Below are 24,407 nucleotides of genomic sequence, written 5' to 3'. Positions count from 1 at the left end.
GCGCCGCGGTCAGAGCCGCATGCGCTCCCGGCGCTGCACGCCCTGGGTGTGCAGCACGTGCCGGAACAGCGCATCGGTCTCGCGCATCGTCAGCCCCAGGAACCGGCAGCCGTAGTGCGTGCCGGTGCGCGACTCCTGCATGCGCACCACGACCGCGTCGAGGAGGATCGGCTCGGGGAGCTCCTCGTACAGGAAGCGGATGCGCTGCCCGTGCTCGAGGCGCGTCTGTGCCAGCACACGCATGCCGTGCGCGCTGATATCCAGGATGGTGAACGCGATCGTCGAGCCGACCAGGCGGCCCTCGTCGTCGTTGCCGTGCTCGGGCTCCGGGGTGGCACCGGGCTGCGGCGCGTCGTCGGCGCCGTCGTCGGCGCCGTCGTCCGCGGCGGGATGGTTCGCGGCGGGCTCGACCACGGCGTCGGCGTGCGGGTCCCGCCAGCGGGCGAGGACGGTGCCGGTGCAGGCCACGTGCGTGCCCACCCGCACGACCTCGCGCTTCTGCAGGGTCGAGACGAGCGCCACGTCGGCGACCTCGAGGCCGTCGGGGGCCACCCGCGAGACGTAGCCCGCGTACAGGCACTCGCCGCGCACCTCGTCGAGCACCTCGACGTTGACGTCGGTGCCGGGCTCGAGGCCCCGCACGATGTCCTCGGTGCCGATCGTCAGCATGTCCCTGTCGAACAGGCGGACGTAGCCCACGACGACGGTCCCACCGTCGTCGTAGACCTTGCAGGGTGCCAGATCGTGCATCAGTGCCGTCGTCCGTCCGATCGCTCATCCGGGGCCCACAGGCGTGGTGGTTGGTGGGAGGTTACCGGCCGCACGGCGTGACGGAGGGCATCCGGCCCGGGTGAACCACGCCCGCGCCACGGCGAAGCGGCAGGGATCGGATGAATGCGACGCGCCGGAGGAACCGGAGAACTCGCCCAGGCGGCCCGACTACGCCTACTCTCACCCCGACCCTCGTCTGAGGGATCCGTCCGCTTCTGTCTCAGAGGTCCAGGTGCCGACCCCCCGCCGCCGGTGGCCGCTGACCCGCTACTTCGCCGTGGTCAGCGTCGTCGCCATGCTCGTTCTCGGTGTCGCCCTGGCCCTGACCACCTCGAACGTCATGCGCAAGCAGGCGCTGCGCGAGGGCGCCGTCGCGGCCCAGTCGGTCGCGCGGTACGTGGAGCGGGTCGTGCCGCACGACGCCTACACCCTGGGCCTGCTCACCCCCGAGCAGCGCACCCTGGTGGGCGAGGCCGTCGCCGGGTTCTCGGACCGCCTGGTCGGGCTACGGGTGTGGACGAGCGACGGCGGGGTGCTCTACGACTCCGACGCGGCCGACACGGGGTTCCCCGACTGGGAGCGGCTCGACGCCGCGCTCGCGGGGACCTCGGACGCCCGGGTCATCACCGAGGTGCGGGGCGACGCGGTCGGCGGGGTCGAGCACGCCGTGCTCGACGTGTACGTCCCCCTGGAGGTCGACGGCACGGTCGTCGGCGCGTCCGAGGTCCGCCTCGACTACGCCGAGACCACCGACGCGCTGACCCGGGCCAGCCGGCTCGTGGCCGGCGTGATCGTCGGTGGGCTCGCCCTGCTCTGGCTCCTGCTGTTCCGCACCGTGCGCACCACGTCCCGACGCCTGCAGTCGTCGGCCCTCGACAACGCGCGGCTCGCGCTGCTCGACTCGCTCACGGGCCTGCCCAACCGGCGCATGCTCGCGCACCACCTGGGCCGGGCGATCGCCACCGCCCAGTCGGACGGCACGCACGTGGGGCTCGTGCTGCTCGACGTGGACCGCTTCAAGGACATCAACGACTCGCTCGGCCACGACCGCGGCGACGAGCTGCTCGAGCAGGTCGCGGTGCGGCTGTGCGGGATCCTGCGCGACGACGACCTGGTCGCGCGCCTGGGTGGAGACGAGTTCGCGGTCCTGCTGCCCGACGTGCGTTCGACCGAGGACGCCGAGCGGCTCGCGCACCGGGTGCGTGGCGTGTTCGCCGCGCCGTTCGTGCTCGGCGACCTGCCGTTGCACGTCGACACGTCGATCGGCGTCGCGTGCCTGCCCGACCACGCGCAGGACGCCACGACGCTCATGCGCATGGCCGACGTCGCGATGTACACCGCCAAGGCGCACCGCCTCGGCGTGGCCGTGTACTCGCCCGACGAGGACGACTCGTCCCCCGCACGGCTCGTGCTCCTGGGCGACCTGCACGCCGCGCTGGCGGCGGGCGTCGAGCTCGAGCTGCACTACCAGCCGAAGATCGACCTCGACGGCGGGAAGGTCGTGGGCCTCGAGGCGCTCATGCGCTGGCGGCACCCCACGCGCGGCCTGCTGCCCCCCGACCTGTTCGTCCCGCTCGCCGAGCAGTCGGGCCTGATCCACGACCTGACCCGGTGCGCGCTCGAGACCGCGGTGTCCCAGCTCGCCCGCTGGCGCGCCGAGGGGCGCGAGCCGCTGCCCGTCGCTGTCAACCTCTCCGCGCACGACGTGACGTCCCTGAAGGTCGTCGAGCTCATCGAGCGGCTGCTCGCGGAGCACGACGTCCCCCCTGAGCTGCTCGAGGTCGAGATCACCGAGACGGCCCTCGTCACCGACCCGTCGCGCGTGGTGCCGGTGCTGCACCGGCTCGCCGAGGGCGGCGTGCGGGTCGCGATCGACGACTTCGGCATCGGCAACACCTCGATCTCCCAGCTCCTGGACCTGCCCGTCGCGGTGCTCAAGATCGACCGGCTGTTCGTCACGGACCTCGCCGACGGCGGCGGTTCGGCGCTCGTGGTCAAGGCGATGGTCGACCTCGCGCACTCGTTCGGCCTGACGGTCGTGGCCGAGGGCGTCGAGGACGAGGTGACCGCGGACCTGCTGCGCGGGCTGCAGGTCGACCAGGCGCAGGGCTTCCGGTACTCCCCGGCGGTCCCACCCGACGAGCTCGCCGGCATGGCCGCCAGTTCCGGACGAATCTGACATGAGACCTCAAGTCCCCTCAAACACCTGCCGATCCAGGCAGAGCACCCCGTCCCACCACCAGAAGGGCCCCTGATGGACGAGCTCCTCCAGGAGATGATCGACCCCGCTCCCCCGCGCCACGACGTCGCCCGACGTCGACGCCTGATCAGCTCGGTGGCGATCCTCGTCCTGGCCGGCACGGGCGTCGCGACGCTCGCGACCGCCGCAGTCTTCACCGACAACAAGACGGTCGACGCGGCCGAGATCAGCACGGGCTCGGTCGACCTGACCGCGGGCGACCTGACGTTCGCCGTCCCGGCCTCGGGGCTCGCCCCCGGCGACACGCTCGTGGCCCCGCTCACGGTGCAGAACACGGGCACGCTCGCCTACCGGTACTCGGTCCGCTACGAGGCGGCCGACACGACGCCGGGCGTGGACGCCCTGCTCACCGAGTGGCTGCAGCTGCGCGTGTACGCGCTGGACACCTGCACCAAGGCGGCCACCGACACCGCGTCCGCGGACCGGCTGCTCGGCTCGGCCGGCACGAAGGTCGGCACCGGGCCGCTCTCGACGAACGGGCTCGCGACGCTCGTGGGAGACATGGCCACGGGTCAGCAGACCGGCGACCGGGTGCTCCTCGCGGTCGAGGGCTCCGAGCAGCTCTGCGTGCGCGTCGACCTGCCGCTCGACACGCCCGACGCGCTCCAGTCCACGTCCGCCGACCTCACGCTCCGCCTCGACGCCGAGCAGACGACCAACAACCCCTGACCGGGCGGCCACGACACATGGTGGGGATCGCCCGCGCCCTCCGGGGAGACGCGCACCGACAGTCCTCGACGCCTGTCGGTGCGCCGACGTACCCCGCGGCACCGGCGACGCAGCGTTGGAGCACCGACGGCGTGCCCACGCCGTGGGGCGAGCGCGACCTCTCGGCACGGTGGCACCAGGTGGGCGTCGGACCACGGCTGTCCGAGACCACCGACGCCGGACGCGGAGCCCGCACCGAGCGTGCCCCCGGATGGTTCCGCGCCGTGACGGCCGCGCTGTGGACGGTGGTCGCGGTCTGCTCGCTCGCCTACGCCACCTCGCTCGGCGTGCCGCTGTGGTTCTCGCTGCACCACCAGCGGGTGCTGGTCGTCACGTCGGGCTCGATGTCCGGGGCGCGCTCGGGCGGGTTCGACGCGGGCGACGCCGTGGTCATGCGCCACATCACCGACCCGTCGCAGCTCAAGGTCGGTCAGGTGGTCTCGTTCTGGCCACCCGGCTCGGACCACCTCGTGACGCACCGGATCGTGTCGCTGCACTACATGCCGGTGATGCGCCAGGACGAGGTCACCGGGCGCATGGTCGAGTCGGTCGACGGGTCAGGCTCCGCGACGACCCGGCCGTACGTGGTGACCAAGGGGGACGCGAACGCCGAGCCGGACCCGGACGCCACCCCGCTCTCGCGCGTGCGTGGCGTCGTGCTGGGCGTGTACCCGCGCTGGGGGTGGGTGCTCGAGTGGACCGGGTCCGCGACGGGCCGGCTCGTCATGCTGGCACCTCCGCTGGCCTCGCTCGCTGCCATGGAGCTCATGGCCCTGCTGCGCGACCGGTCGGCACGGCGCACCGCTGCTACGGACCCCGCACCAGCAGGACACACCGGCGCGAGGACGGCGGACGATGCGCTCCTCCTCGACTGACCTGACGACGAGCGTCCTCGCGCCGACCGGCACGGACCGTCGGCACGCTGACCGTTCCCGGCGCGGCCGCGCCCGGCTCGTCGCGGCAGGTCTGCTGGCCGTCGCGGCGCTCGCCGGGCCGGTGGTCGCCGCCACCACCTCCGCCCTGTTGACCGACGACGACCTCGCCACGGTGTCGTTCACGACCGCTCCCGACTTCTCGGCGCCGTCGGCGACGGCCACCCCCGACCTCGCCGATTCCCCGGGCTCGGCAGGAACGGCGGGCACGGCGGGCACGGCGGGCGTCCGGACCCCGTCGACCGCCGGGTCGGGCAGCGCGTCGCGACCCGGCACGGAGCAGGGAGTTCGCCCCGGGCCCTCCCCCAGCCCGACGACGCCCACCTCGGCCGGCATCAACCGGTGACGCCCGCGACGCCGGCGTCGACCTCAGGCTCGACCTCAGAGTCGACCTCGATGTCGGCCGCGAGGGCCGCGTCCGCCTGGTCGACGACGCGCTGCGGGACCTTCCAGGCGGCCCAGGCCACGAAGAGCACGGAGACGACCGGGCCCGTGACCAGCACCGCGGGCAGCCCGAACACCTGGCCCACGACACCGCCGAGCGCCGCACCGATGGGCATGCACCCGTAGCCCAGCACCCGCGAGGCACCACCCACGCGTCCGAGCAGTCGCTCGGGGACCAGACGCTGGCGCATGGTCTGCGAGACCACGTTGCCGACCATGTTGCTGAACCCGACGAGCGCGAGCGCCGCGACGACCAGTCGCAGGTCGCGGACGAGCGCGGGGACCAGCAGCAGCCCCGAGTTGAAGAACCACGAGGTCGTGATGAGGCGAGCCTCGCCGACCCGTCGCAGCAGCGGCTCGGCCAGCACCGCGCCCACCAGCGCCCCGACGGCGAGCACGGCCGCGAGGAGCCCGTACGACCGCGACGTGAGACCGAGGAACGAGCCCGGGCCCACGACCCACAGGACGAGCACGGCGAAGTACGCCGAGGAGCAGAAGTTCAGCACCGTGCTCGTCACCAGGAACGGGCGGATCACCGGGTGCCACCACAGGAACCGCAGCCCTTCGCGCAGGTCGCCGCCGATCGAGGCGCCCGGCCGCACGGGCCGCACGACGTGGACGCGCCCGTGCAGACCGCGCACGACGACCAGCGCGGCGAGGCCGCACAACGCTGCAGGCACCCCGAACAACCAGCCGGCGCCGAGCGCGAGGGTTGCACCCGCGAGGGGCGCGCCGAGGAACGAGTTGGCGAGCTGCTGGACGCCCAGCATCCTGCTGTTCGCGGCGCCGAGCCGCGAACGCGGGACCACGGCGGGCACCAGCACGCTCGAGGCCGAGTCCGCGACCACCTCGGCGATGCCGAAGACGAGCACGAGGGCGAGCAGCGCGGGCATCGTGAGCCGACCGGTCGTGGCGAGCACGGCCGCGACCACGAGCGCGACGACGCGCGCGAGCGTGGCCAGCAGCACCAGCCGGACCCTGTCCGTACGGTCGACGAGCACCCCGACGTGCAGCGACAGGAGCAGCCACGGGAGCGTGAAGAACGCGCTGATCAGCGAGATGAGCACCGGCGAACGAGTCAGCGTCAGCGCGAGCAGCGGCAGGCCGACCAGGATCAGGCCGTCGGCCAGGTTGGACAGGCCGCTGAAGGTGACGAGGTGGGCGAATCGCGGGCCGAGCGGTTCGCGGGCTGCGGTCGAGGTGGACATCTACGGTCTCCGATACCCTGAGAAGAGGAACCTATGCAGAGGTTTCTTTGCAAAGATAGGTATGCAGATGTCTGTTGGCAACCCTGAGGACGCATCTCGCCAGAGCGAGTCGATCGACGCATCCGCCTTCAAGGCGTACGCGCACCCGCTGCGGCTGCGGATGATCCAGTACCTCAACGACCACGGCAGCGCGACCGCCACCGAGCTCGCGCAGCACCTGGGCGAGAGCACGGGCCAGACCAGCTACCACCTGCGTCAGCTCGCCAAGCACGGCCTGATCGAGGACGACCCCGCCCGGGGCAAGGGCCGCGAGAGGTGGTGGCGGTCCAGGCCGTTCGCCGTCGACGGCGCGAGGCTCAGCACCGAGGACCCGACCATGACCCCCGCCGTGACGCGCATGCTGCACTCGGTCGCGCGCACCCGCGCCGAGGCTCTCGACGACTGGTTCTCCCGCGCGCTCCAGCTCCCGGGCGAGTGGCTCACCTCGTCGGTGCACAGGCAGAGCACGGCCGACCTCACGCCCGAGGAGACCACCGCCCTCAACGCCGAGGTCTCCTCGACCATCGACCGCTACGTCAGCCTCAGCCGGGCCCGGGCGGAGCGTGGCGAGACCCCCGCCGACGCCCGACGGGTACGCACCTACTACGACGCCTTCCCGCTGGCTGCCGACGGCAACGCGGCGGAGACCGGGACCACCACGAACCCCCTCGGCGGACCGTCGGTCGACGAGCCCCAGGCCTAGTCGCAGCAGGGAGTCGCCGGCGGCGGCGCCGGCGACTCGTTCGCTCGCTCAGTCGCTCAGTCGACCGCGGACCAGCACGGGTCGTCGAGGTCGAGGGCCTTGTATCCCTGCCGGACCTCGGCCGACCCGACGACGATCTCCCAGGGCCCCGTGGCCGCGGGCAGCCCCGAGACCGCGAGCGCGTCGTTCACGTCGAAGATCACGTCGGCGACCCGGGTGCGCTCGTGGGGGGGCGCCGCGCTGAAGTGGGCGACCAGGGCGAACGATGTCGCGAGGTCGACCACGACGATCTGCACGTCGGTCCGGATCACGGGGCGCGGGCGCGGGCTGTCCTCGTCGCTGAAGACGGCGTCCAGGCTCTCCGCGAGGATCTCGCGGGTGCTCAGGTTGAGCGGAGCCGGCACGTCCCAGCGCAACGAAGGTCGATACCTCCCTGGAAGGTCTGTCACGATAGGCCCCCTTTGCCCCCCGACTGGTCCCAGCAGTGTGGCAGCCCCAGGGGGCTCTGCGAAGAGTTTCCGTGGGTGGATTACCCGCGCGACCCCGAGCCGCCTCCCCCACGCCGAGGCTCGCGACGGACCACGCGGCGCTCGCGTGCCGGTCGGGCGGGTGTGACGGACACTGGGATCAGCGAGGTCCGGTCGACCGCGAGGACGAGGTGACGCTCATGGCCGAGGTGATGGTGGCCGTCGTCGACGGCCCGTACACGTTCGACGCCGACACCGTGCTCGCGCTGCTCTACGAGGCGTGGCCCGAGGCGACGTGGAGGCCCACGCCGCCCGACAGCATCGACCCCTCCATGGGGCAGCTCGCGATCGGCGGCGACGACGGCGAGCCGCCGCTGCTCGTCGACCTGCTCGCGGGCGGCGAGGCGATCACCCTCGACGGGGGCGCGCCGCGCATCGCCGAGCTCGTCGCGCGGCTCACCCTGCTGCCCGGCTTCCCCGACGACGGGAGCATCGTGCTGACCGACTGGTCCGAGGACCTGTACCCCTTGGCGCCCCGGACGAGCGCGCAGACCCTGAGGGAGTCGGCCACCGAGGTCGACTGAGACCCGGGTGGACTGAGACCCGGACGGCGTCAGACCGGCTCCTTCTTCGGCCGCTGGGACGCGGCGGCCTGCGGGGCCAGGTCCTTGAGCGTGAGCGGGTGCGTCGGCTGCGCGGGCAGCGGCGCGCTGCTGTGCACCTCGAGCGCCTCGGTCACGTGCAGCAGCTCGCCCGCGCCCATGAGACGCCACCCCGGGTCGTCGTCCATCGGCTCGGTCGCGATCACCACGGAGGGTCTGCCCCCGAGGGTCTCGCTGTGCACGCTGATGCGCTCGGTCCTCGCCTCGAACGCGGCCTGCCCGGCGACCTCGCGGGACCCGCTGAACCCGCGCTGCAGCACGTACAACGGGTGGGTCTCGGGGTAGCGCAGGGCCCACACGTCGGTCGCGGTCGCGAGCAGGAGGTTCGCGGCGTACACCGGGATGTTCTCCGCGATCCAGGTGACCGCCGTGACGACGGCCGCGCCCACGTCGCCGCCGTTGCGACGCGCCATGGCGGTGATCAGCGCGAACATCCGCTCGCTGTCGGTGTCCCCGTGCACCAGGTCCATGACGTCGAGCTCGCGCAGCCGCGCGTCGAGCACGTCGAGGCCCTCGAGCACACCGTTGTGGGCCAGGAGCCGGTCGTCCTGCTCGAACGGGTGGGTGTTGACGGGCGCGTCGGCCCCGGTGCTCGCGTAGCGCACGTGCGCCAGGAACGTCCGGCTCTCCAGGTCGCGCGCCTCGGCGGCGAACTGCCGGTCCTCGTACGCGGCGAGCGCCTGCTTGTCGACGACAGGATGACCGTCCGGCCCGAACACCCCCACCCCGGTGCCATCGGCCTCCTTGCGGCTCTGCTGCGCCAGGCTGTCAGGGGCGCTGAGCAGCCAGAACGTCGCCCGTGCCGGGGTCGCGCCGGCGTGCATCCCGAACAGACGACACATGAGCCCTCCCGCTGGTCAGCAGGGCGGCACGCCCGGTGCCGGGTGGCCCGCCCTCCCCAGTGCAGCAAGTTCCGGGCCGAGCCGCGACCCGGACGTGCGTCGGCGGCCTGGCGCCACCGCACCAGACCGCCGTTCCCGCACCACCGGGACCTCGTTCCGCACACGCACCGTGCGGCGGGACGAGGGGCTCAGATGTACCGGCTCAGATGTACAGCGGCGTGAGCTCCGCGTACTCCTCGATCGAACCGTCACGCATGCAGACCTCGATGATCTTGCGGCCCAGCGGGTCGAGGTCGTCGGTGAGGAACTGGGCGAGCTCGCTCTTGAAGAAGTCCGTGAGGATCTTGGCGCCCGCGTCGTACGCCTCCTCGCCCACCTGCGACTGCTGCTCGGGACGCAGGAACGTGGGCCGCACGAGCTGCCCGTCGATCTTCATCTCCTTGAGCGTGTAGCCGAACAGCGGGCAGCGCGCCGCGACGAGCTCGTTCTCACGGATCCGGCCACCACCGCGACGCGCGAGGTACTCACGCGTCATCCACTCGGCGGCGAAGCCCACCTTGTACGCGCCGATGTGCTGGTTCGGGGTCAGCACGTAGCGCGTGCGGTAGGCCTCGACCAGCTGCGTGAGCAGCAGGTTCGCGGCAGCGACCTTGGTGCCCGTCGAGAACGGCCAGTACGAGCCCACCCCCTCGGCGACCATGCCGCCGTGCGCGAGCTTGTCGGTCGCGGCCTTGCTCTCGCCGATCGACGGGTTCTTGTCGCCGCGCGGGGCGATCAGACGCCACAGCCACGCGAGCGACGGCGGCACGACGTGGGTCATGCCCATGATCCCGTAGGACGGCGTCTCCCGGGTGCACGCGGGCATCCGGACGCCGAACGTGCGCACGTCCACGGCCGAGGGCTCGTTCACCACGTTGCGGATCTGGCTGCGCGGGATCACCACGCGGGGGTTCGGGCACCGCTTGCCGTTCGAGTCGAGCGTGTGCTCCCACGGCAGCACCGTCGCGTCGGGCACGCCCTGGATGTTGAAGAAGACGAGCGGCTCGTCGGGGTGGATGCAGGCGCGCTCGAACGCGACGTCCTGCCCGTACTCCAGCATGTTGTCGACGCGCACGAACCAGCCGTCCTCGGCGTCGGCCACGACGAGCTTGCCGTCACCGCGCTGCAGGTCCTTGTGGCACAGCGTCATGTCGTCGGTGACCGGCGCGAGCGCGCTCGTCTCGCTGAGCGTGATGACGTAGGGCTCGTTGCTCACCACGTTGGTGCCGAGCAGGATGCGGCCGTCCTCGCGGCGGCGCATCTCCTGGTACATCTCGGACTTGCCGCCGCCCGAGGCGCCCTCGTGCATGATCACGGTCTCGTTCTCGTACGGCGTCGTGACGCGCACCGACGACGCGTGGGCCGTGACCCAGCCCTCGTGCTCGCCGATGTCGAGCAGCACCGAGAACACGCCCTTCTTGGCGCTGGGTCCCGGGTAGAGGTTGTACGCGAACACCTCGTGCAGCGTGTCCGTGCGGTCGTGCACCACGACCTGGCGGCCGTCGAAGTGGGTGTGCCGGAACGGCGGTGCGACGTACACGATCGAGCGGGGCGTGAACGGCCCGATCTCGTCGAGCGTGACCCACCCCTGCAGGTCCACGAGCGTCAGCGCGAAGAACGCCGAGTTGACCGGGCAGATCGCGAGCGACGGGTAGCCGTGCGTGAGGCCGCCGGCCTTGAACGGCACGACAGCGAGCTCCTGCTGCGAGAGCCACTCGAGCGTCTCGGCCTTGACGGGGGCGAACTCGGAGCCGAAGACGTCGCGGTAGCGCGGTTTGTCGGTCGGCAGGTCGTCCGCGACGCGCATGCAGTCGGGGTCCCGACGGCGCATGTAGTCCTCGGGGTAGTTGACGGCGATGCCGTTCTTGCCGCGGACGACGGTGGCCTCGGTGACGGGTGTGCCGTTCACGTCGTAGTCGACCGAGAAGCGGGGACCGCCCTCCGGGCCGAGGGCCAGCTGGTAGAGCTCTGCGCGCGTGCTCGGGACGACGACGCTCGCGCACGCGTCGAGAGCAGCCCGCACGTCGGCGGGCAGGGTCACGCTGTCCAGGGATCGGCTCACGGCTACTCCTTCGTCGGACATGCTGACGGGCGGCAGAGGCTGTGTCGGGGCCACATCGGCAGCGATCGCGCGCACTGCACTCTTTACCCGCAGATTACGACTCCATGGGAACCCAGACCTGGGACCTTTGGGATTCGACAGACCCCCCGATCACCCACCGACCTCAGCGGTACGCGGCGGCCTGCAGGTCGAACAGCTCGGCGTACAGGCCGCCGCGGGCCACCAGCTCCTCGTGCGAGCCCTGCTCGGCGATGCGCCCGCCGTCGACCACCAGGATGAGGTCGGCCATCCGCACGGTCGAGAACCTGTGCGAGACCAGCAGCGTGATGGCCCCGGTGAGCTCACCGACCCGGCGCGCGTTCTCGGCGTAGCGCTCGAACAGCTCGTGCTCGGCCTGAGCGTCGAGAGCCGACGTCGGCTCGTCGAGCACGAGCAGCAGCGGCGCCTCACGCATCATCGCGCGGCCCAGCGCCAGCTTCTGCCACTGGCCGCCCGAGAGCTGCGCGCCGTCGCTGTGCGTCGTTCCGAGCTGCGAGTCGAGCCCGTGGTCCAACCGGTCGAGCACACCCTCGGCGTGCGCGCGCCCCAGTGCGGCGCGGACCGCGTCGTCCGAGCCGAGGTCCGGCAGGTGACCCACGCCCACGTTCTCCCGGGCGAGCAGCTCGAAGCGGGAGAAGTCCTGGAACCCGGCGGCGACCCGCGTCCGCCACGCGTCCGCGTCGAGGTGGCGCAGGTCGGTGCCGTCGACGGCGACCGTCCCGGCCGTCGCGTCGTAGAACCGGCACAGCAGCTTGACCAGGGTCGTCTTGCCCGCGCCGTTCTCGCCGACGATCGCGACGGTCGTGCCCGGCGGCAGCGTCAGGTCGACGTCGGTGAGCACCGGGCGGTCGGTCCCCGGGTAGGTGAACGCGACCCCCTCGAACGTGATCCCGGTGCGGATCGCGTCCGGGGCGGGCAGCGGCGCCGCGAGGCCGGGCACGGGCCGTGGACGCACCAGCGCGCGCACCCACGCCAGGTCGGCCATGGTGCGGGCCGTGCGCTGCAGCTGCTGCAGGATCGTGACCGTGGACGTGACCTGCGCGTTCACCTGCGCCGCCAACGTGATGACCAGGATGACGTCGCCGACCGTGCGGTGGCCCGCGACCGCGTCGCGCACCACGAGCAGGGTGGCCGCGACGTAGGCGACCGCGAACACGAGCTGGCCCGCGACCCGGAGCACGCTCGCCCGGACCTCGCCGCGCCACAGCGTCGAGGTGGCGTGCGACCAGGCAGCCGCGTGCCGGGCCCGCAGGTCGCCCTCGAGCCCGCACACCCGCAGCTCCTTGGCCGGGCCCGCGTCGGCCGCGAGCGTGAACAGGTGCCGCGCCCGGCGGTTGTCCAGCGCGGCATCGTCACGCGACCGCGCGACCACGGACTCCGCGCGGCGACCGAGCAGCAGCGGGGGCAGGGCCGCGACGGGCAGGGTCAGGAGCCACGGGTTGAGCCCGGCGAGCAGCACTGCCGTGATGACGGCCGCGACGCCGAGGCCGAGGCTCGACAGCAGCGCCTGCATCGAGCCCCAGCCCGAACGGTGCAGCTCGGTGCGCAGCACCTGGAGCTTGTCGGCGTAGTCGGCGCGCTCATGGTGCTCGAGCCCCGGAGAGTCGTTCGACAGCTCGATGAGCTCGCGTTCGAGACGCATGACCGCGAGGTCGCCCAGCTCGAAGTAGTAGATGTGCGCGAAGTGCCCCGCGGTGAGCGACGCGATCACGAGCGCCGCGACCGTCACACCCGCGATGCTCGCGCCCCGGGCGTCCCCCGCGACGGCGGCGTCGGTGAGGGCGGCGAGCGCGGGCGCAGCGAGCGGCAGCGCCGAGAACTGCAGCAGCATGAGCGCGAGCGAGAGGACGAGCTTGGCCGGGTCGATCCGGTAGGCGATCAGCAGGAGCTCGCTCGCGCCGCGGACGGTCTGCCTCATGGACGTCTCCCTGTGGTCGGAGCTGCGTCTGTGGTCGGAGCTGCGTCTGTGTCCGTGGCGTCGGCCTCGGCGTCGGGCACGAACCGTTCGGCCTGGAGCCGGAACAGCCGCGCGTAGTGCCCGTCTGCTGCCAGGAGCTGCTCGTGCGACCCCTGCTCGGCCACCCGGCCCTGGTCGACCACCACGATGTGGTCGGCGCGACGCACGCTCGAGAACCGGTGCGAGATGAGGACCGAGGTGACCCCGCGGGTGAGCTCGACGAACCGGTCGAAGAACGCGGCCTCGGCGCGGACGTCGAGGGCCGAGGTCGGCTCGTCGAGCACGAGGACCCGCGCTCCGGCCTGCAGCGCGTACAGGGACCGTGCGATCGCGATGCGCTGCCACTGCCCTCCGGAGAGGTCGGCCCCGCCCTCGTAGGCCCGCGACAACGGCGAGTCGAGGCCGTGGGGCAGCGGCTCGAGCGCGTCGAGGATCCCGGCCTGCTGCGCGGCGCGTCGCACGGCGGCGTCGGTGCGGGGCACGTGCACGGCGCCGACGGCGATGTTCTCCGCTGCGGTCAGCTCGTACCGGACGAAGTCCTGGAAGATCACGCTGACCTGCCGACGCCACGCCGCCACGTCGAGGTCGGCGATGTCGGTGCCGTCGCACGTGATGACGCCGTCGGTCGGCTCGTGCAAGCGGGTGAGGAGCTTGACGAGCGTCGTCTTGCCCGCGCCGTTGACGCCCACGATCGCCGTGCTGCGCCCCGCCGGCAGCTCGAGGTCCAGCCCGTCGAGCACCGCCCGGGTGCTGCCCGGGTAGCGGAAGCTGACACCCTCGAACCGCAGCGCGACGCGCGGGCTCTCGGGCGCCACTGCGGCGCCGCCCGTGCGTCCGAGGTCCTGGACCGCCCCGATCCGAGCCTCGAACTCCTCGAGCGCGGCGACGGACTGCATGCCGTACTGGGTCGCGACGTCCGACTCGGGGTAGTACTCCCCCAGCAGCAGCGCGGCGACGACCGACTGCAGCCCGAGCGTGAGCCCCGTGAGGGTCACGTCACCGGACGCCGCCCCCCGGGCGAGATCGACGAGCACCGCTGCGCCGAGCCCGAGCCCGATCGCGGTGTAGAGCAGGTAGGGACGCAGGTAGATCGCGCGGCGCCGGGCGGTCACGGGCGCGAGCATCTCCACCGTCGCCGCCGCGTACCGATCGGCGAACCAGGTGCTGAGCCCGAAGACGCGCATCTCCTTGGCTGCGCCCGGGCCCATCGCCACGTCGCGCAGGTACTCCGCCCGCCGCCGGACCCCGACCACGGTGCGCCATGCCGTCGAGTACTTGCGCAGGCCGCCGCGCTGCCCGTACCGGAACACCATCGTCGCGACGAGCAGCGCGGCCGCGGACCACCACGTCGAGACGATCCCCAGGACCACGGCGAAGCCCACGAGCCGCACGTACCGGGCCAGCAGCGCGAGGAGCCCCGCGCAGGCGTCGCCCGGCGTGTTGAAGTCCGAGTCGAGCTGCCGAGTGGCCTCGCTCAGCGCGTCGAGCGTGGTCTGGTCCTCCATCGGGCCGATGCCCGTCGAGCGCAGCGTGCTCGCGAGCATCCGGTCGCGCATCCTGCCGTCGACGCGGCGCTTGACGCGCATCCCGAGCGCCGTCTGGACGGGGGCGAGGACCTGCTGCCCGCAGAACGCTGCGGCGGCGAGCACGAAGTCGCGCACGAGCGAGTCCCACGCGGGCGACCCGAGGCCCTCCGCGACGGCCGCGGGCACCTGGCCCACGACCACGCTCGTGGCGATGACGAACGCGACGGGCAGCAGCCCGAGCAGCAGGTTCAGGAGGCTCACGCCGACGACGAGACCGGCCCCGGCTGTCGGCAGCAGGCGGGCGATGGCCAGTCGCGGGGCGACCGCGGAGTGGTACCAGGTGCTGAGCACCGGGGCAGCGTAGCGGCGGGCGCCGACACGTCTGTACCGATGTGCGAGGTCCGTCCCTGCGCGTCCGCCGCGGCCGGGGGCTGCTCGCTTCGCTCTCCCGTCGCCGACCCCGGCGGGCCGTGGCCCGCCCGCACCCGGTTGCGGACCTCTGGGACCGCGCGGAGCATGAGGCTCGTGGTCGATGTCGATGCCGCACGCAGACCAGCTCGTCACGACCGGGACAGCAGCACGCTGCTCGGTCCCGTGGGAGTGGGCCGGCTGAGCCGCGCAGAACGGGTCGAGCGTGGGCGTGCGGCCCGGGCCCAGGCGTCGCGCTCGAGCCACGCCGGGTGGCAGGCCGCAGCCGACCGGCCCGACCCGGTCGAGCTGCTCGTCGAGCGCACGCACGACCGGCTGCCCGAGCTCGTCCCCATCCACTTCGGGCGCATGCTCGCCTCGCCGTTCGCGTTCTACCGCGGCGCGGCCGCGCTCATGGCCGCCGATCTCGCCGACACCCCGATCTCGGGCCTGCGCGTCCAGCTCTGCGGTGACGCGCACCTGTCGAACTTCGGCGGGTACGCCTCGGCCGAGCGGGACATGGTCTTCGACCTCAACGACTTCGACGAGACCCTCCCCGGCCCGTGGGAGTGGGACCTGAAGCGGCTCGTCGTGAGCTTCGAGCTCGCGGGCCGCGAGCGCGGGTTCACCGACGACGAGCGGCGAGCGGTGGTCATGGGGACGTCCCGGGCGTACCGGCAGGCCGTGCGGGGATTCGCGCAGCGCAGCAACCTCGAGGTCTGGTACACGCGCATGACCCTCGCGGCGATCCTCTCGCGCTGGGGTCAGGACGCCGGCCGCAAGGTCGTGCGCAGCCTCGAGCGGCGCGTCGACAAGGCCATGCGCAAGGACAGCATCCTCGCGTCGAGCCGGCTCACCCGGCTCGACCACGGGGAGGCGCGGCTGCGCTCCGACCCGCCGCTGCTGGTGCCGATCGGCGAGCTGCTCGGTGACGCCGACCGCGACACGTTCGAGCAGGTCATCGGCACGGCGTTCCGGCGCTACCGGCGCACGCTGCCCACCGACCGGCGGGACCTGCTGGAGCAGTTCCACTACGTCGACATGGCCCGCAAGGTGGTGGGCGTCGGCAGCGTGGGCACGCGCGCCTGGGTCCTGCTGCTGCTCGGCGTCGACGGGACCGACCCCCTCGTGCTGCAGATCAAGGAGGCGAACGAGTCGGTGCTCGCCGAGGCGGCGGGCGCCAGCGCGTACGTCAACCACGGGGCGCGGGTCGTGGCGGGCCAACGGCTCATGCAGGCGAGCTCGGACATCTTCCTGGGCTGGACCACGAGCCAGGGCATCGACGGCGCGGACCGCGACTTCTACGTGCGTCAGCTCTGGGACTGGAAGCTCTCGACCGACATCGAGCGGCAGTCGCCCGCGACCCTCGGGATCCTCGGGCAGCTGTGCGGGTGGACCCTGGCGCGGGCCCACGCGCGGTCCGGCGACCGGGTCGCGCTCGGCGCGTACGTCGGCCCGTCCGACGTGCTCGACCGCGCGATGGCCGACTTCGCCGTCGCCTACGCAGACCAGACCGAGCGTGACCACGCGCTGCTGGCCCAGGCCGAGCGCGACGGTCGCGTCGCGGTGCAGCGCGGGGTGTAGGCGAAGGCGGGCGCATGGGGTCACCACCGCAGGCGGAGGCGAAGAAGCAGCACACGGGCCTCGTCCTGGGCGTGCTCGGCGCGAGCCAGTTCCTCATGACGCTCGACAGCTCGGTCATGAACGTCTCGATGGCCACCGTCGCGGCCGACGTCGGAACCACCATCACCGGCATCCAGACCGCGATCACGCTCTACACGCTGGTCATGGCCACGCTCATGATCACCGGCGGCAAGGTCGGGAGCATCCTCGGGCGGCGGCGGGCGTTCGCGATCGGCCTCATCGTGTACGCGTGCGGCTCGACCGTGACGTCGCTGGCCCCGAACCTCGGCGTGCTGCTGCTGGGCTGGTCGCTGCTCGAGGGGATGGGCGCCGCGCTGATCATGCCCGCGATCGTGGCGCTCGTCGCCGCCAACTTCCCGCCCGAGCGTCGGGCCGCCGCCTACGGGCTCATCGCGGCCGCCGGAGCGGTGGCGGTGGCCGCCGGGCCCCTGATCGGCGGGGCTGTGACGACCTACGCGTCGTGGCGCTACGTCTTCGCGGGCGAGGCCGTGATCGTGGTGATCATCCTGCTGCTGCTGCGGCACATCGCCGACGTCGCCCCGCACCCGCTCAAGCTCGACCTGGTGGGCTCGGCGCTGTCGGTCGTGGGCCTGGGGCTCGTCGTCTTCGGCGTGCTGCGCTCGGGAGACTGGGGGTGGGTGATCGCGACCCCGGGTACACCGACCGTGTTCGGCGGGTCGCCCGTCATCTGGCTCATCGTCGTCGGCTCGCTGGTGACGTACCTGTTCATCCGCTGGCAGAGCCACCTCGAGCGCACCGGCGGCGAACCGCTGCTCGACCCGAAGATGCTGCGCAACTCGCAGCTCGTGGGCGGCCTGAGCATGTTCTTCGCGCAGTTCACGGTGCAGGCCGGGGTGTTCTTCTGCGTCCCGCTCTTCCTGTCGGTCGCCCTCGGCCTCTCGGCGGTCGAGACCGGGCTGCGGGTGTTCCCGCTGTCCATCGCCCTGCTCGTGGCGGCCGGAGGCATCCCCCGGATCTGGCCGCACGCGAACCCGCGCCGCGTGGTGCGGTTCGGGCTGCTCACCATGACGGCAGGCATCCTCGTGCTCGTGGCCGGCCTCAGCCCGGCGGCCGACGCAAGCGTCGTCGCGATCCCCATGGTGCTGATGGGCCTGGGCCTCGGGTCCCTGTCCTCGCAGCTCGGCGCCGTGACGGTCTCGGCGGTCCCCGACTCGCAGAGCGCCGAGGTCGGCGGGCTGCAGAACACGGCGACCAACCTCGGGGCGTCGCTCGGCACCGCGTTGGTGGGCTCGGTGCTCATCGCGACGCTCACCTCGGCTGCGATCTCCGGCGTGCAGAACAACCCCGACATCCCTGACTCCGTGAAGAGCCAGGCCACCACCGAGTGGGCGAGCGGGGTCCCGTTCATCTCGACGGACCAGCTCACGACGGCCCTCGACGAGGCCGGGGTGGACCAGGCCACCGCCACCCAGATCATCGACGTGAACGACGACGCCCGGATCGACGCGCTGCGCTCCGCGCTGGCCGTCGCCGCGCTCATCTCGATCGCGGCGCTGTTCTTCACCGGACGGCTGCCGCGCACCGCCCCGGGCCAACCCGCACGCCCGAAGGCGGCGCCACCCGCCGCCGAGCCGGAGACGGAGCCCGCATGAGCAGGGACCCCGGTCTCCCGACGCCGCACTGGTGGACCGGGCGTCCCGCAGGGATCATCGGAGCATGACGCCCACCAGGTCCCGCCTGTCGATCGGCTCCGAGGACTCGCTGCTCAGCATCGGGTCGAAAGGGTCGGTGCTCTCGATCGGCTCGGTCGGGTCGGTGCTCTCGATCGGCTCGGTCGGGTCGGCGGCGTCGGTGCTGTCGATCGGATCGGCCCTCAGCGTCGCGTCGCTGCTCTCGGCGCTGTCGTGGCGGTCGGTCATGTCCTGGCGCGCGCGGCGCGGGGTGATGACGGGCCACGAGACCGGGCGACCGGGCCGCAAGCACCGCGCCACCTGACGCGGCAGGCGGCGCGGGTGGGCGCGGGTAGGGTGACCCCCGTCCAGGGCAGCGCCGACCAGCGCGAGGTCGTCGGCGGCAAGGGTGCCCGCGTGCAAGGAGCTCGAGAGCAGTGCGAAGCATCATCCGGATCCTCGGGGTCGCCCGGGATCTGTGGCCCACGTATGCCGCGATCGTCGTCGCGTCGCTCGCCGTCGCCGGCACGGGGCTGCTGACACCGTTCATCGTCAAGGCCGCGACCGACCACGTCGTCGACCTGACGCAGGGGAACGCGTCGGGCATCGCGACCGTCGTCTGGCTCGCCGCCGCGCTGCTCGCGGCCGACCTGGCGAACACGGTCCTGACCAACGTCAGCGGGTACCTGGGGGACACCATGGCCGCCCGGCTGCGCGCCACGCTGTCGAGCCGGTACTACGCCAAGCTGCTCGCGCTGCCGCAGCGGTACTACGACCACGAGCTCACCGGCACCGTGATCAACCGGCTGTCCCGCTCGATCACGTCGGTCACGGGATTCGTGAACATGTTCGCGAACTCGTTCTTCCAGATGATCCTCACGGTCGTCGCCGTGCTCGCGATCACGGCGTACTACTCGTGGCCGCTGGCCGTGCTGCTCGCCGTGATCTACCCCGTGTTCCTGTGGCTCACGACGATCACGAGCGCCCGCTGGCAGGTGCTCGAGGCCGAGAAGAACCAGGACCTCGACGTGGCGGGCGGCCGGTTCGCCGAGGTCATCGGGCAGATCCGGGTCGTCAAGAGCTTCGTGCAGGAGCGCCGCGAGCTCGAGGTCTTCGACGACCGCTACCGGCGCACGGTGCGCACCACCCGCACCCAGTCGCGGTACTGGCACACCATGGACGCGACCCGGCGGGGGGCGCTCAACGTCATCTTCTTCGGGATCTTCGCGATCATCTTCGTGCAGACCGCTCGCGGGGTCTTCACCATCGGCGTCATGGTGCTGCTCATCCAGCTCGTCACGATGGCCCGCCAGCCGGTGTTCATGATGAGCATGGTGGTCGACTCGGGACAGCGCGCCATCGCGGGCAGCCGGGACTGGTTCGCGGTCATGGCCGAGCTCGGCGAGCGCGACGAGCTGCCCGCCCCCGTGCCCCCCACCGGCCGCGCGACCAGCGCCCCGGTCGAGGTCGCGTTCGACCACGTGTCCTTCGGCTACGGGGACGACGACGCTGTGCTGCGTGACGTGAGCTTCACGATCCGCCCGGGTGAGCGGGTCGCGCTGGTGGGTGAGAGCGGCGGCGGCAAGTCGACGCTCGTGAGCCTGCTGCTGCGGCTGTACTCGCCCGACCAGGGGCAGATCCGCATCGACGGCACCGACGTGGCGAGCCTCCCGCTCGAGGAGCTGCGCGGGGGCATCGGTGTCGTCTTCCAGGAGGCGGCGCTGTTCTCGGGGACGATCCGGGAGAACATCGCCTACGGCGCGCCCGACGCGACGCCCGAGGCGGTGGTCGAGGCCGCGCGCTCGGCGGGCGCCCACGAGTTCGTCTCCCGCATCCCCGCGGGCTACGACGCCGAGATCGGCGAGCGCGGCCTCAAGCTCTCGGGCGGGCAGAAGCAGCGCATCGCCGTCGCGCGCGCGATGCTCAAGGGCGCTCCCGTGCTCGTGCTCGACGAGGCGACGAGCGCCCTCGACTCGCGGTCCGAGCGCCTGGTGCAGGCAGGTCTCGACCGGCTGATGGCCGGACGGACGACGCTGATCATCGCGCACCGCCTGTCGACCATCTCCTCGGTCGACCGCATCATCACGCTGCGAGACGGTCGCGTCGACGAGATCGGGACCCCCGACGAGCTCGCCGCCTCGGGCGGCATCTACGCCGAGCTGCTCGCGCTCCAGGCCTCGGCCACCACCCGCGACCTGAAGCGGCTCCGGCAGTTCGACATCCGCGTCTGACGCCTGCCCTTCCCGCGCGTGGTCCCGCTCGCGAGGCGCGTGCGGGTGCTGCGCGACAGGATGGCCGCATGCCCGCCGACGACCTTCCCGAGCTGCTGGTGCCGCACGCCGACGCGTGGCGGGCCTGGCTCGACGAGCACCACGCCGACTCGGCCGGCGTCTGGCTCGTGCTGCACAAGAAGGGCGGCACCGTCACCGAGCTGACCTACGCCGCGGCGCTCGACGAGGCGCTGTGCTACGGCTGGATCGACGGCCAGGCACGGTCGCGCGACGGGGAGAGCTCGTTCCAGCGGATGACGCCCCGGCGCCCGCGCAGCCGCTGGTCGGCGCGCAACGTGGAGCACGTCGGGCGGCTCGAGGAGCAGGGCCGGATGCGCGAGGCCGGGCGGGCGCAGGTGCGGGCCGCGCAGGCCGACGGGCGCTGGGAAGCGGCGTACCACGGCAGCGCCACGGTGCAGGTGCCCGACGACCTCGCGGTCGCGCTCGCCGCCGAGCCCGCCGCGAAGGCGTGGTTCGACGCACTGACCTCGACCAACCGGTTCGCGGTGCTGAACCGGATCGGCGCGGTCAAGCGGCCCGAGACCCGCACCCGCAAGATCGCCGAGACCGTCGAGCGGCTCGGCCGGGGCGAGACCCCGTACCCGCAGAAGCGTCGCCCGACCGACGCCAGGGCTGACCTGCAGAAGGACCTCCAGGCAGGTGGTCCGACCCCTAGGTTGGCCGCATGGAACGTCGCCCCGCCACGCAGGCACTGATCGGCACCGCCATCATGGTGATCGGGGCCATCGCCCTGCTGAACCAGCTCGACGTGGTCGACGTGAGCATCGGTCGACTGCTGGCCACGTGGTGGCCCGCCGTGATCATCGTGCTGGGGGTCGCCGGGCTCGCGGCCGCACCCCGCGCCTGGCCCGCCCCGCTCGCCGTGGCAGCGGCCGGGGGCGTGCTGCTGGCCGGGAACCTCGGGGTAGTCGACGGCGGGGTGTGGCCGCTGATCTGGCCGGTCGCGATCATCCTCGTCGGCCTGTCGTTCCTCACCCGGGCGGCGTCGTCACGCACGGACGAGCGGTACGTGACGGCGACCGCGATCTGGTGGGGCGCCCAGCGCCGCCCGCTCACGCAGGACTTCCGCGGCGCGCAGCTCAGCGTCCTGATGGGCGGCGTCGACCTCGACCTGCGGAACGCGCAGATCGTCGAGCGCGCCGAGATCCGCGCGTTCGCGATGTGGGGCGGGATCGACGTGAAGGTGCCCCACTCGTGGCGCGTCGAGATCGTCGGCCTGCCGCTGCTCGGCGGGTGGGAGAACCGCACCACGGTGCCGTCCGACCCGGAGGCCCCCGTCCTCGTGGTGCGCGTGATCACGCTCATGGGTGGCGTGGACGTGAAGAGCAAGGCCCCCGCGAACGCCTGACCCCGGTCAGTGGTGGTGGTGCCGCAGCTTCTTCGCGGCGACCCCGACGGCTGCCGCCTTGGCCCCGGCCTCGACGGTCTTGCGGCTGACCTTCGCGGTCTCCTTGGCCACCTTCTTGGTGGTCTTGCGTGCCGCCGCCCGGGCGTCCAGCCGCAGGGCGTCGAGCAGGAAGGTCAGTGCGGCGCCGAACAGGATCACGTCCTTGGCGACGCCCACACCCTGATCGTTGGGCCGGGGGTCGCCAGGCCCCACGTGCAGCGCCGGTGTCTTGAGGTACACCCCGACGAGCAGCCCGGAGAACGCCGTGAAACCTGCTGCCACCACGGTGCGCGGCAGGACCGGCACGAGCAGCGCCGACCCGAGCGCGATCTCGGAGGTCGACAGCAGACGGGCGAACTTCTTCGGCTCCATGTCCTTGACGACGGGGTACGCCGCGGCGGCCATGTCCTGCAGCCCTCGGGCCGTGTCCTCGTCGGCCCCCCTCTTGCTCAGCCCTGAGTTGAGGATGTAGGCCCCTGCGGCGAGCCGCAGCGGGATGAGATGGATGTGCATGTGTCCTCCTGAGCCGGTGTCAGGCACGCGGGCGCGCGTCACGCCGACGCTACGGCCGAACGGCCCGGCGAACATCTTGAGAGCAGAACGGGACACGCCGGTGGGTAGATGTCGCGTTTCGCCCGGTTCGTCACGGCGGGGCCCTACGTTGTCGGCATCGGCTCCACTGCAGGACCGCCGCGGCCGCCTCGGTCGTGGCGTCACTCCCCGACCAGGAGGTCCTCATCGTGAGAATGCGTCGAACCGTCGCCGGGCTCGTCATAGCCGGGGCGATGACCGTGGGGGCAGGGGTCGCGTCGCCGGCGGCGGCCCACCCCCAGGACAAGGGCCCCGCGGCCTTCGCCCAGAAGATCACCACCAAGAACGTCTTGCGTCACCTCCAGCAGCTCCAGAAGATCGCCGAGCAGAACGGCGGCAACCGCGCAGCGTCGACCCCGGGCTACGAGGCCAGCGCCGCGTACGTGGAGAAGACGCTCAGGAAGGCCGGGTACACCACCGAGCGGGACTACTTCACGTTCGACCGCGAGATCCTCGACGCGCAGACCCTGACCCTGACCCCGGCCGTGGGCGACCCCGTCGGCTTCGAGGTCGACCAGATGGCCTACTCACCGAGCACGCCGGTGGGGGGCACCACCGCCGACGTCGCGAGCCCGACGGACACGTTCGGCTGCGCCGCGGAGACATGGAGCGGCGTCGACGTCGCGGGCAAGATCGCCCTGGTCAGCCGCGGCGGCTGCGCGTTCGCCCTCAAGGGCGCCACGGCGGAGGCCGCGGGTGCGGCGGCCGTCGTGGTCTACAACAACACCGACGGGCTGCTCAACGGCACCCTCGGCGAAGAGAACGGCGTCGGCATCGCGGTCGCGGGCATCTCGCAGGCCGACGGTCAGACGCTCGTCGCCGCGGCGGCGTCCGGCCCCCTGAACCTGACGCTGGACGTCCGGTCACACGTCGAGGCGTCCGAGAGCTTCAACGTCATCGCCGAGACGAGGCAGGGTCGCGACGACAACGTGGTGATGCTCGGCGCCCACCTCGACGGCGTGGAGGACGGTCCCGGCATCAACGACAACGGCTCCGGCTCGGCCGCCCTGCTCGAGGTCGCCGTCCAGCTGGCCGACAGCAAGAGGCTGAACAACACGGTCCGCTTCGCCTGGTGGGGTGCCGAGGAGCTCGGCCTGATCGGCTCCACCCGGTACGTCACCGAGCTCGCCACCCAGCCGGGCGAGCTCGACCGCATCGCCACCTACCTCAACTTCGACATGATCGGGTCGCCGAACTACATCATCGGGGTGTACGACGCGGACGAGTCCACGTACGAGGCACCGGTGGCGGTCCCCGAGGGTTCGGTCGCGACCGAGAAGGTCTTCACCGACTACTTCGACAGCATCGGCCAGCCGTGGGTGGACACCGAGTTCTCCGGCCGGTCCGACTACCAGGCGTTCATCCTCAACGGCATCCCCGCCTCCGGTCTGTTCACCGGGGCGGACGACGTCAAGACGGATGCCGAGGTCGCCCTGTTCGGCGGCACGGCGGGGATCACCCACGACCCGAACTACCACTCGCCGGGTGACGACCTGACGAACATCAGCACGAAGGCGCTGGGCATCATGAGCAAGGCCGTCGCGTTCGCGACCTACTCGTTCGCCCAGGACACCTCGGCCGTCAACGGCGTCTCGGGGCTCGGCGACCAGCCGGGCAAGCCGGGGAAGCCCGGCAAGCACGGGAAGCCGGGCAAGCCGGGCAAGGGCCACGACCTCGGCGTCCGGGGATGGGACAGAGCAGCCTGACCACGCGAGAGCAGCCCGACACGCAGACGGGCGGGGGGGGGGGGGGGGGGGAGGGAGAGGCAGCCCCCGCCCTCCACATGTGGCGCCGCC

At 72.3% G+C, this 24,407-nt stretch carries 21 protein-coding genes; 13 read left to right on the top strand and 8 right to left on the bottom strand.

The window, feature by feature from the left end; genetic code table 11:
* Positions 1 to 9 precede the first annotated feature (9 nt).
* Positions 10 to 750: a PilZ domain-containing protein gene (locus tag ACGIF2_RS12520; protein WP_396047073.1), complete on the bottom strand. Its 741-nt coding sequence runs from the start codon at positions 748 to 750 to the stop codon at positions 10 to 12.
* A 253-nt stretch (positions 751 to 1,003) separates the two neighbouring features.
* On the opposite strand from ACGIF2_RS12520, the gene ACGIF2_RS12515 reads away from it, so the two are divergent.
* From ACGIF2_RS12515 to ACGIF2_RS12500, 4 genes are all read left to right on the top strand, one after another.
* A complete protein-coding gene (locus ACGIF2_RS12515; protein ID WP_396047071.1) occupies positions 1,004 to 2,950 on the top strand; it encodes a putative bifunctional diguanylate cyclase/phosphodiesterase in 1,947 nt (648 codons plus the stop codon).
* Positions 2,951 to 3,025: 75 nt separating this feature from the next.
* Positions 3,026 to 3,700, top strand: a complete 675-nt coding sequence (locus ACGIF2_RS12510; protein WP_396047069.1) for a hypothetical protein — start codon at positions 3,026 to 3,028, stop codon at positions 3,698 to 3,700.
* Between the two features lie 131 nt (positions 3,701 to 3,831).
* The gene (locus ACGIF2_RS12505; protein ID WP_396047068.1) at positions 3,832 to 4,614 is read left to right on the top strand and encodes a signal peptidase I; all 783 of its coding nucleotides are present in this window, start codon (positions 3,832 to 3,834) and stop codon (positions 4,612 to 4,614) included.
* The gene (locus tag ACGIF2_RS12500) at positions 4,595 to 5,017 is read left to right on the top strand and encodes a hypothetical protein (RefSeq protein ID WP_396047066.1); all 423 of its coding nucleotides are present in this window, start codon (positions 4,595 to 4,597) and stop codon (positions 5,015 to 5,017) included. The genes ACGIF2_RS12505 and ACGIF2_RS12500 overlap by 20 nt, the downstream gene beginning before the upstream one ends.
* Here the strand turns inward: ACGIF2_RS12500 and ACGIF2_RS12495 are convergent.
* Positions 5,007 to 6,323, bottom strand: a complete 1,317-nt coding sequence (locus ACGIF2_RS12495; RefSeq protein ID WP_396047064.1) for an MFS transporter — start codon at positions 6,321 to 6,323, stop codon at positions 5,007 to 5,009. The two genes, ACGIF2_RS12500 and ACGIF2_RS12495, sit on opposite strands and share 11 nt — an antisense overlap.
* 61 nt (positions 6,324 to 6,384) lie before the next feature.
* On the opposite strand from ACGIF2_RS12495, the gene ACGIF2_RS12490 reads away from it, so the two are divergent.
* Positions 6,385 to 7,065: an ArsR/SmtB family transcription factor gene (locus ACGIF2_RS12490; protein ID WP_396047062.1), complete on the top strand. Its 681-nt coding sequence runs from the start codon at positions 6,385 to 6,387 to the stop codon at positions 7,063 to 7,065.
* A gap of 56 nt (positions 7,066 to 7,121) precedes the next feature.
* On the opposite strand, the gene ACGIF2_RS12485 is transcribed toward ACGIF2_RS12490, so the two are convergent.
* On the bottom strand, positions 7,122 to 7,481 hold the full coding sequence (locus ACGIF2_RS12485; RefSeq protein WP_396047061.1) for a hypothetical protein: 360 nt from the start codon (positions 7,479 to 7,481) through the stop codon (positions 7,122 to 7,124).
* Positions 7,482 to 7,732: 251 nt separating this feature from the next.
* Here ACGIF2_RS12485 and ACGIF2_RS12480 point away from each other — a divergent pair, with 251 nt between their 5' ends.
* Entirely contained in the window at positions 7,733 to 8,116 is a 384-nt protein-coding gene (locus ACGIF2_RS12480; RefSeq protein WP_396047060.1) for a hypothetical protein, read from the top strand.
* A gap of 29 nt (positions 8,117 to 8,145) precedes the next feature.
* Here ACGIF2_RS12480 and ACGIF2_RS12475 read toward each other — a convergent pair whose 3' ends face one another.
* From ACGIF2_RS12475 to ACGIF2_RS12460, 4 genes are all read right to left on the bottom strand, one after another.
* Positions 8,146 to 9,036 (bottom strand): class II glutamine amidotransferase, encoded by an 891-nt coding sequence (locus ACGIF2_RS12475; RefSeq protein ID WP_396047059.1) that lies wholly within the window; start codon positions 9,034 to 9,036, stop codon positions 8,146 to 8,148.
* A 202-nt stretch (positions 9,037 to 9,238) separates the two neighbouring features.
* A complete protein-coding gene (locus tag ACGIF2_RS12470) occupies positions 9,239 to 11,137 on the bottom strand; it encodes a DUF4914 family protein (protein ID WP_396047058.1) in 1,899 nt (632 codons plus the stop codon).
* Between the two features lie 163 nt (positions 11,138 to 11,300).
* Positions 11,301 to 13,094, bottom strand: coding sequence for an ABC transporter ATP-binding protein (locus ACGIF2_RS12465; protein ID WP_396047057.1), 1,794 nt, complete (start codon positions 13,092 to 13,094; stop codon positions 11,301 to 11,303).
* Positions 13,091 to 15,010 (bottom strand): ABC transporter ATP-binding protein, encoded by a 1,920-nt coding sequence (locus ACGIF2_RS12460; RefSeq protein WP_396047056.1) that lies wholly within the window; start codon positions 15,008 to 15,010, stop codon positions 13,091 to 13,093. The genes ACGIF2_RS12465 and ACGIF2_RS12460 overlap by 4 nt, the downstream gene beginning before the upstream one ends.
* Positions 15,011 to 15,184: 174 nt before the next feature.
* On the opposite strand from ACGIF2_RS12460, the gene ACGIF2_RS12455 reads away from it, so the two are divergent.
* The 6 genes from ACGIF2_RS12455 (at position 15,185) to ACGIF2_RS12430 (ending at position 21,981) form a co-directional block, all read left to right on the top strand.
* Positions 15,185 to 16,651, top strand: coding sequence for a DUF2252 domain-containing protein (locus tag ACGIF2_RS12455; protein ID WP_396047055.1), 1,467 nt, complete (start codon positions 15,185 to 15,187; stop codon positions 16,649 to 16,651).
* 14 nt (positions 16,652 to 16,665) lie between these two features.
* Positions 16,666 to 18,324, top strand: coding sequence for an MFS transporter (locus ACGIF2_RS12450; RefSeq protein ID WP_396047054.1), 1,659 nt, complete (start codon positions 16,666 to 16,668; stop codon positions 18,322 to 18,324).
* Between the two features lie 64 nt (positions 18,325 to 18,388).
* A complete protein-coding gene (locus tag ACGIF2_RS12445) occupies positions 18,389 to 18,667 on the top strand; it encodes a hypothetical protein (protein ID WP_396047052.1) in 279 nt (92 codons plus the stop codon).
* A 112-nt stretch (positions 18,668 to 18,779) separates the two neighbouring features.
* A complete protein-coding gene (locus ACGIF2_RS12440; RefSeq protein WP_396047051.1) occupies positions 18,780 to 20,573 on the top strand; it encodes an ABC transporter ATP-binding protein in 1,794 nt (597 codons plus the stop codon).
* Between the two features lie 68 nt (positions 20,574 to 20,641).
* Positions 20,642 to 21,328 carry a YdeI family protein gene (locus ACGIF2_RS12435; RefSeq protein ID WP_396047050.1) on the top strand — a complete coding sequence of 229 codons (687 nt, stop codon included), beginning with the start codon at positions 20,642 to 20,644 and terminating at the stop codon, positions 21,326 to 21,328.
* Complete coding sequence (locus tag ACGIF2_RS12430; RefSeq protein ID WP_396047049.1) at positions 21,298 to 21,981, top strand: LiaF transmembrane domain-containing protein; 684 nt, start codon at positions 21,298 to 21,300, stop codon at positions 21,979 to 21,981. Before ACGIF2_RS12435 ends, ACGIF2_RS12430 begins: the two co-directional genes overlap by 31 nt.
* Before the next feature lie 6 nt (positions 21,982 to 21,987).
* Here ACGIF2_RS12430 and ACGIF2_RS12425 read toward each other — a convergent pair whose 3' ends face one another.
* Positions 21,988 to 22,533, bottom strand: a complete 546-nt coding sequence (locus ACGIF2_RS12425) for a hypothetical protein (protein WP_396047048.1) — start codon at positions 22,531 to 22,533, stop codon at positions 21,988 to 21,990.
* A gap of 233 nt (positions 22,534 to 22,766) precedes the next feature.
* Between ACGIF2_RS12425 and ACGIF2_RS12420 the strand changes: the two genes are divergently transcribed.
* Positions 22,767 to 24,317: a M20/M25/M40 family metallo-hydrolase gene (locus tag ACGIF2_RS12420; protein WP_396047096.1), complete on the top strand. Its 1,551-nt coding sequence runs from the start codon at positions 22,767 to 22,769 to the stop codon at positions 24,315 to 24,317.
* The last annotated feature ends 90 nt before the right edge of the window (positions 24,318 to 24,407 follow it).

The sequence above is a fragment of the Cellulomonas sp. P22 genome (genome assembly GCF_044392165.1).
The sequence above is the reverse complement of the archived record's forward strand: the minus strand, read 5'-3'. Positions and strand labels throughout refer to the sequence as shown.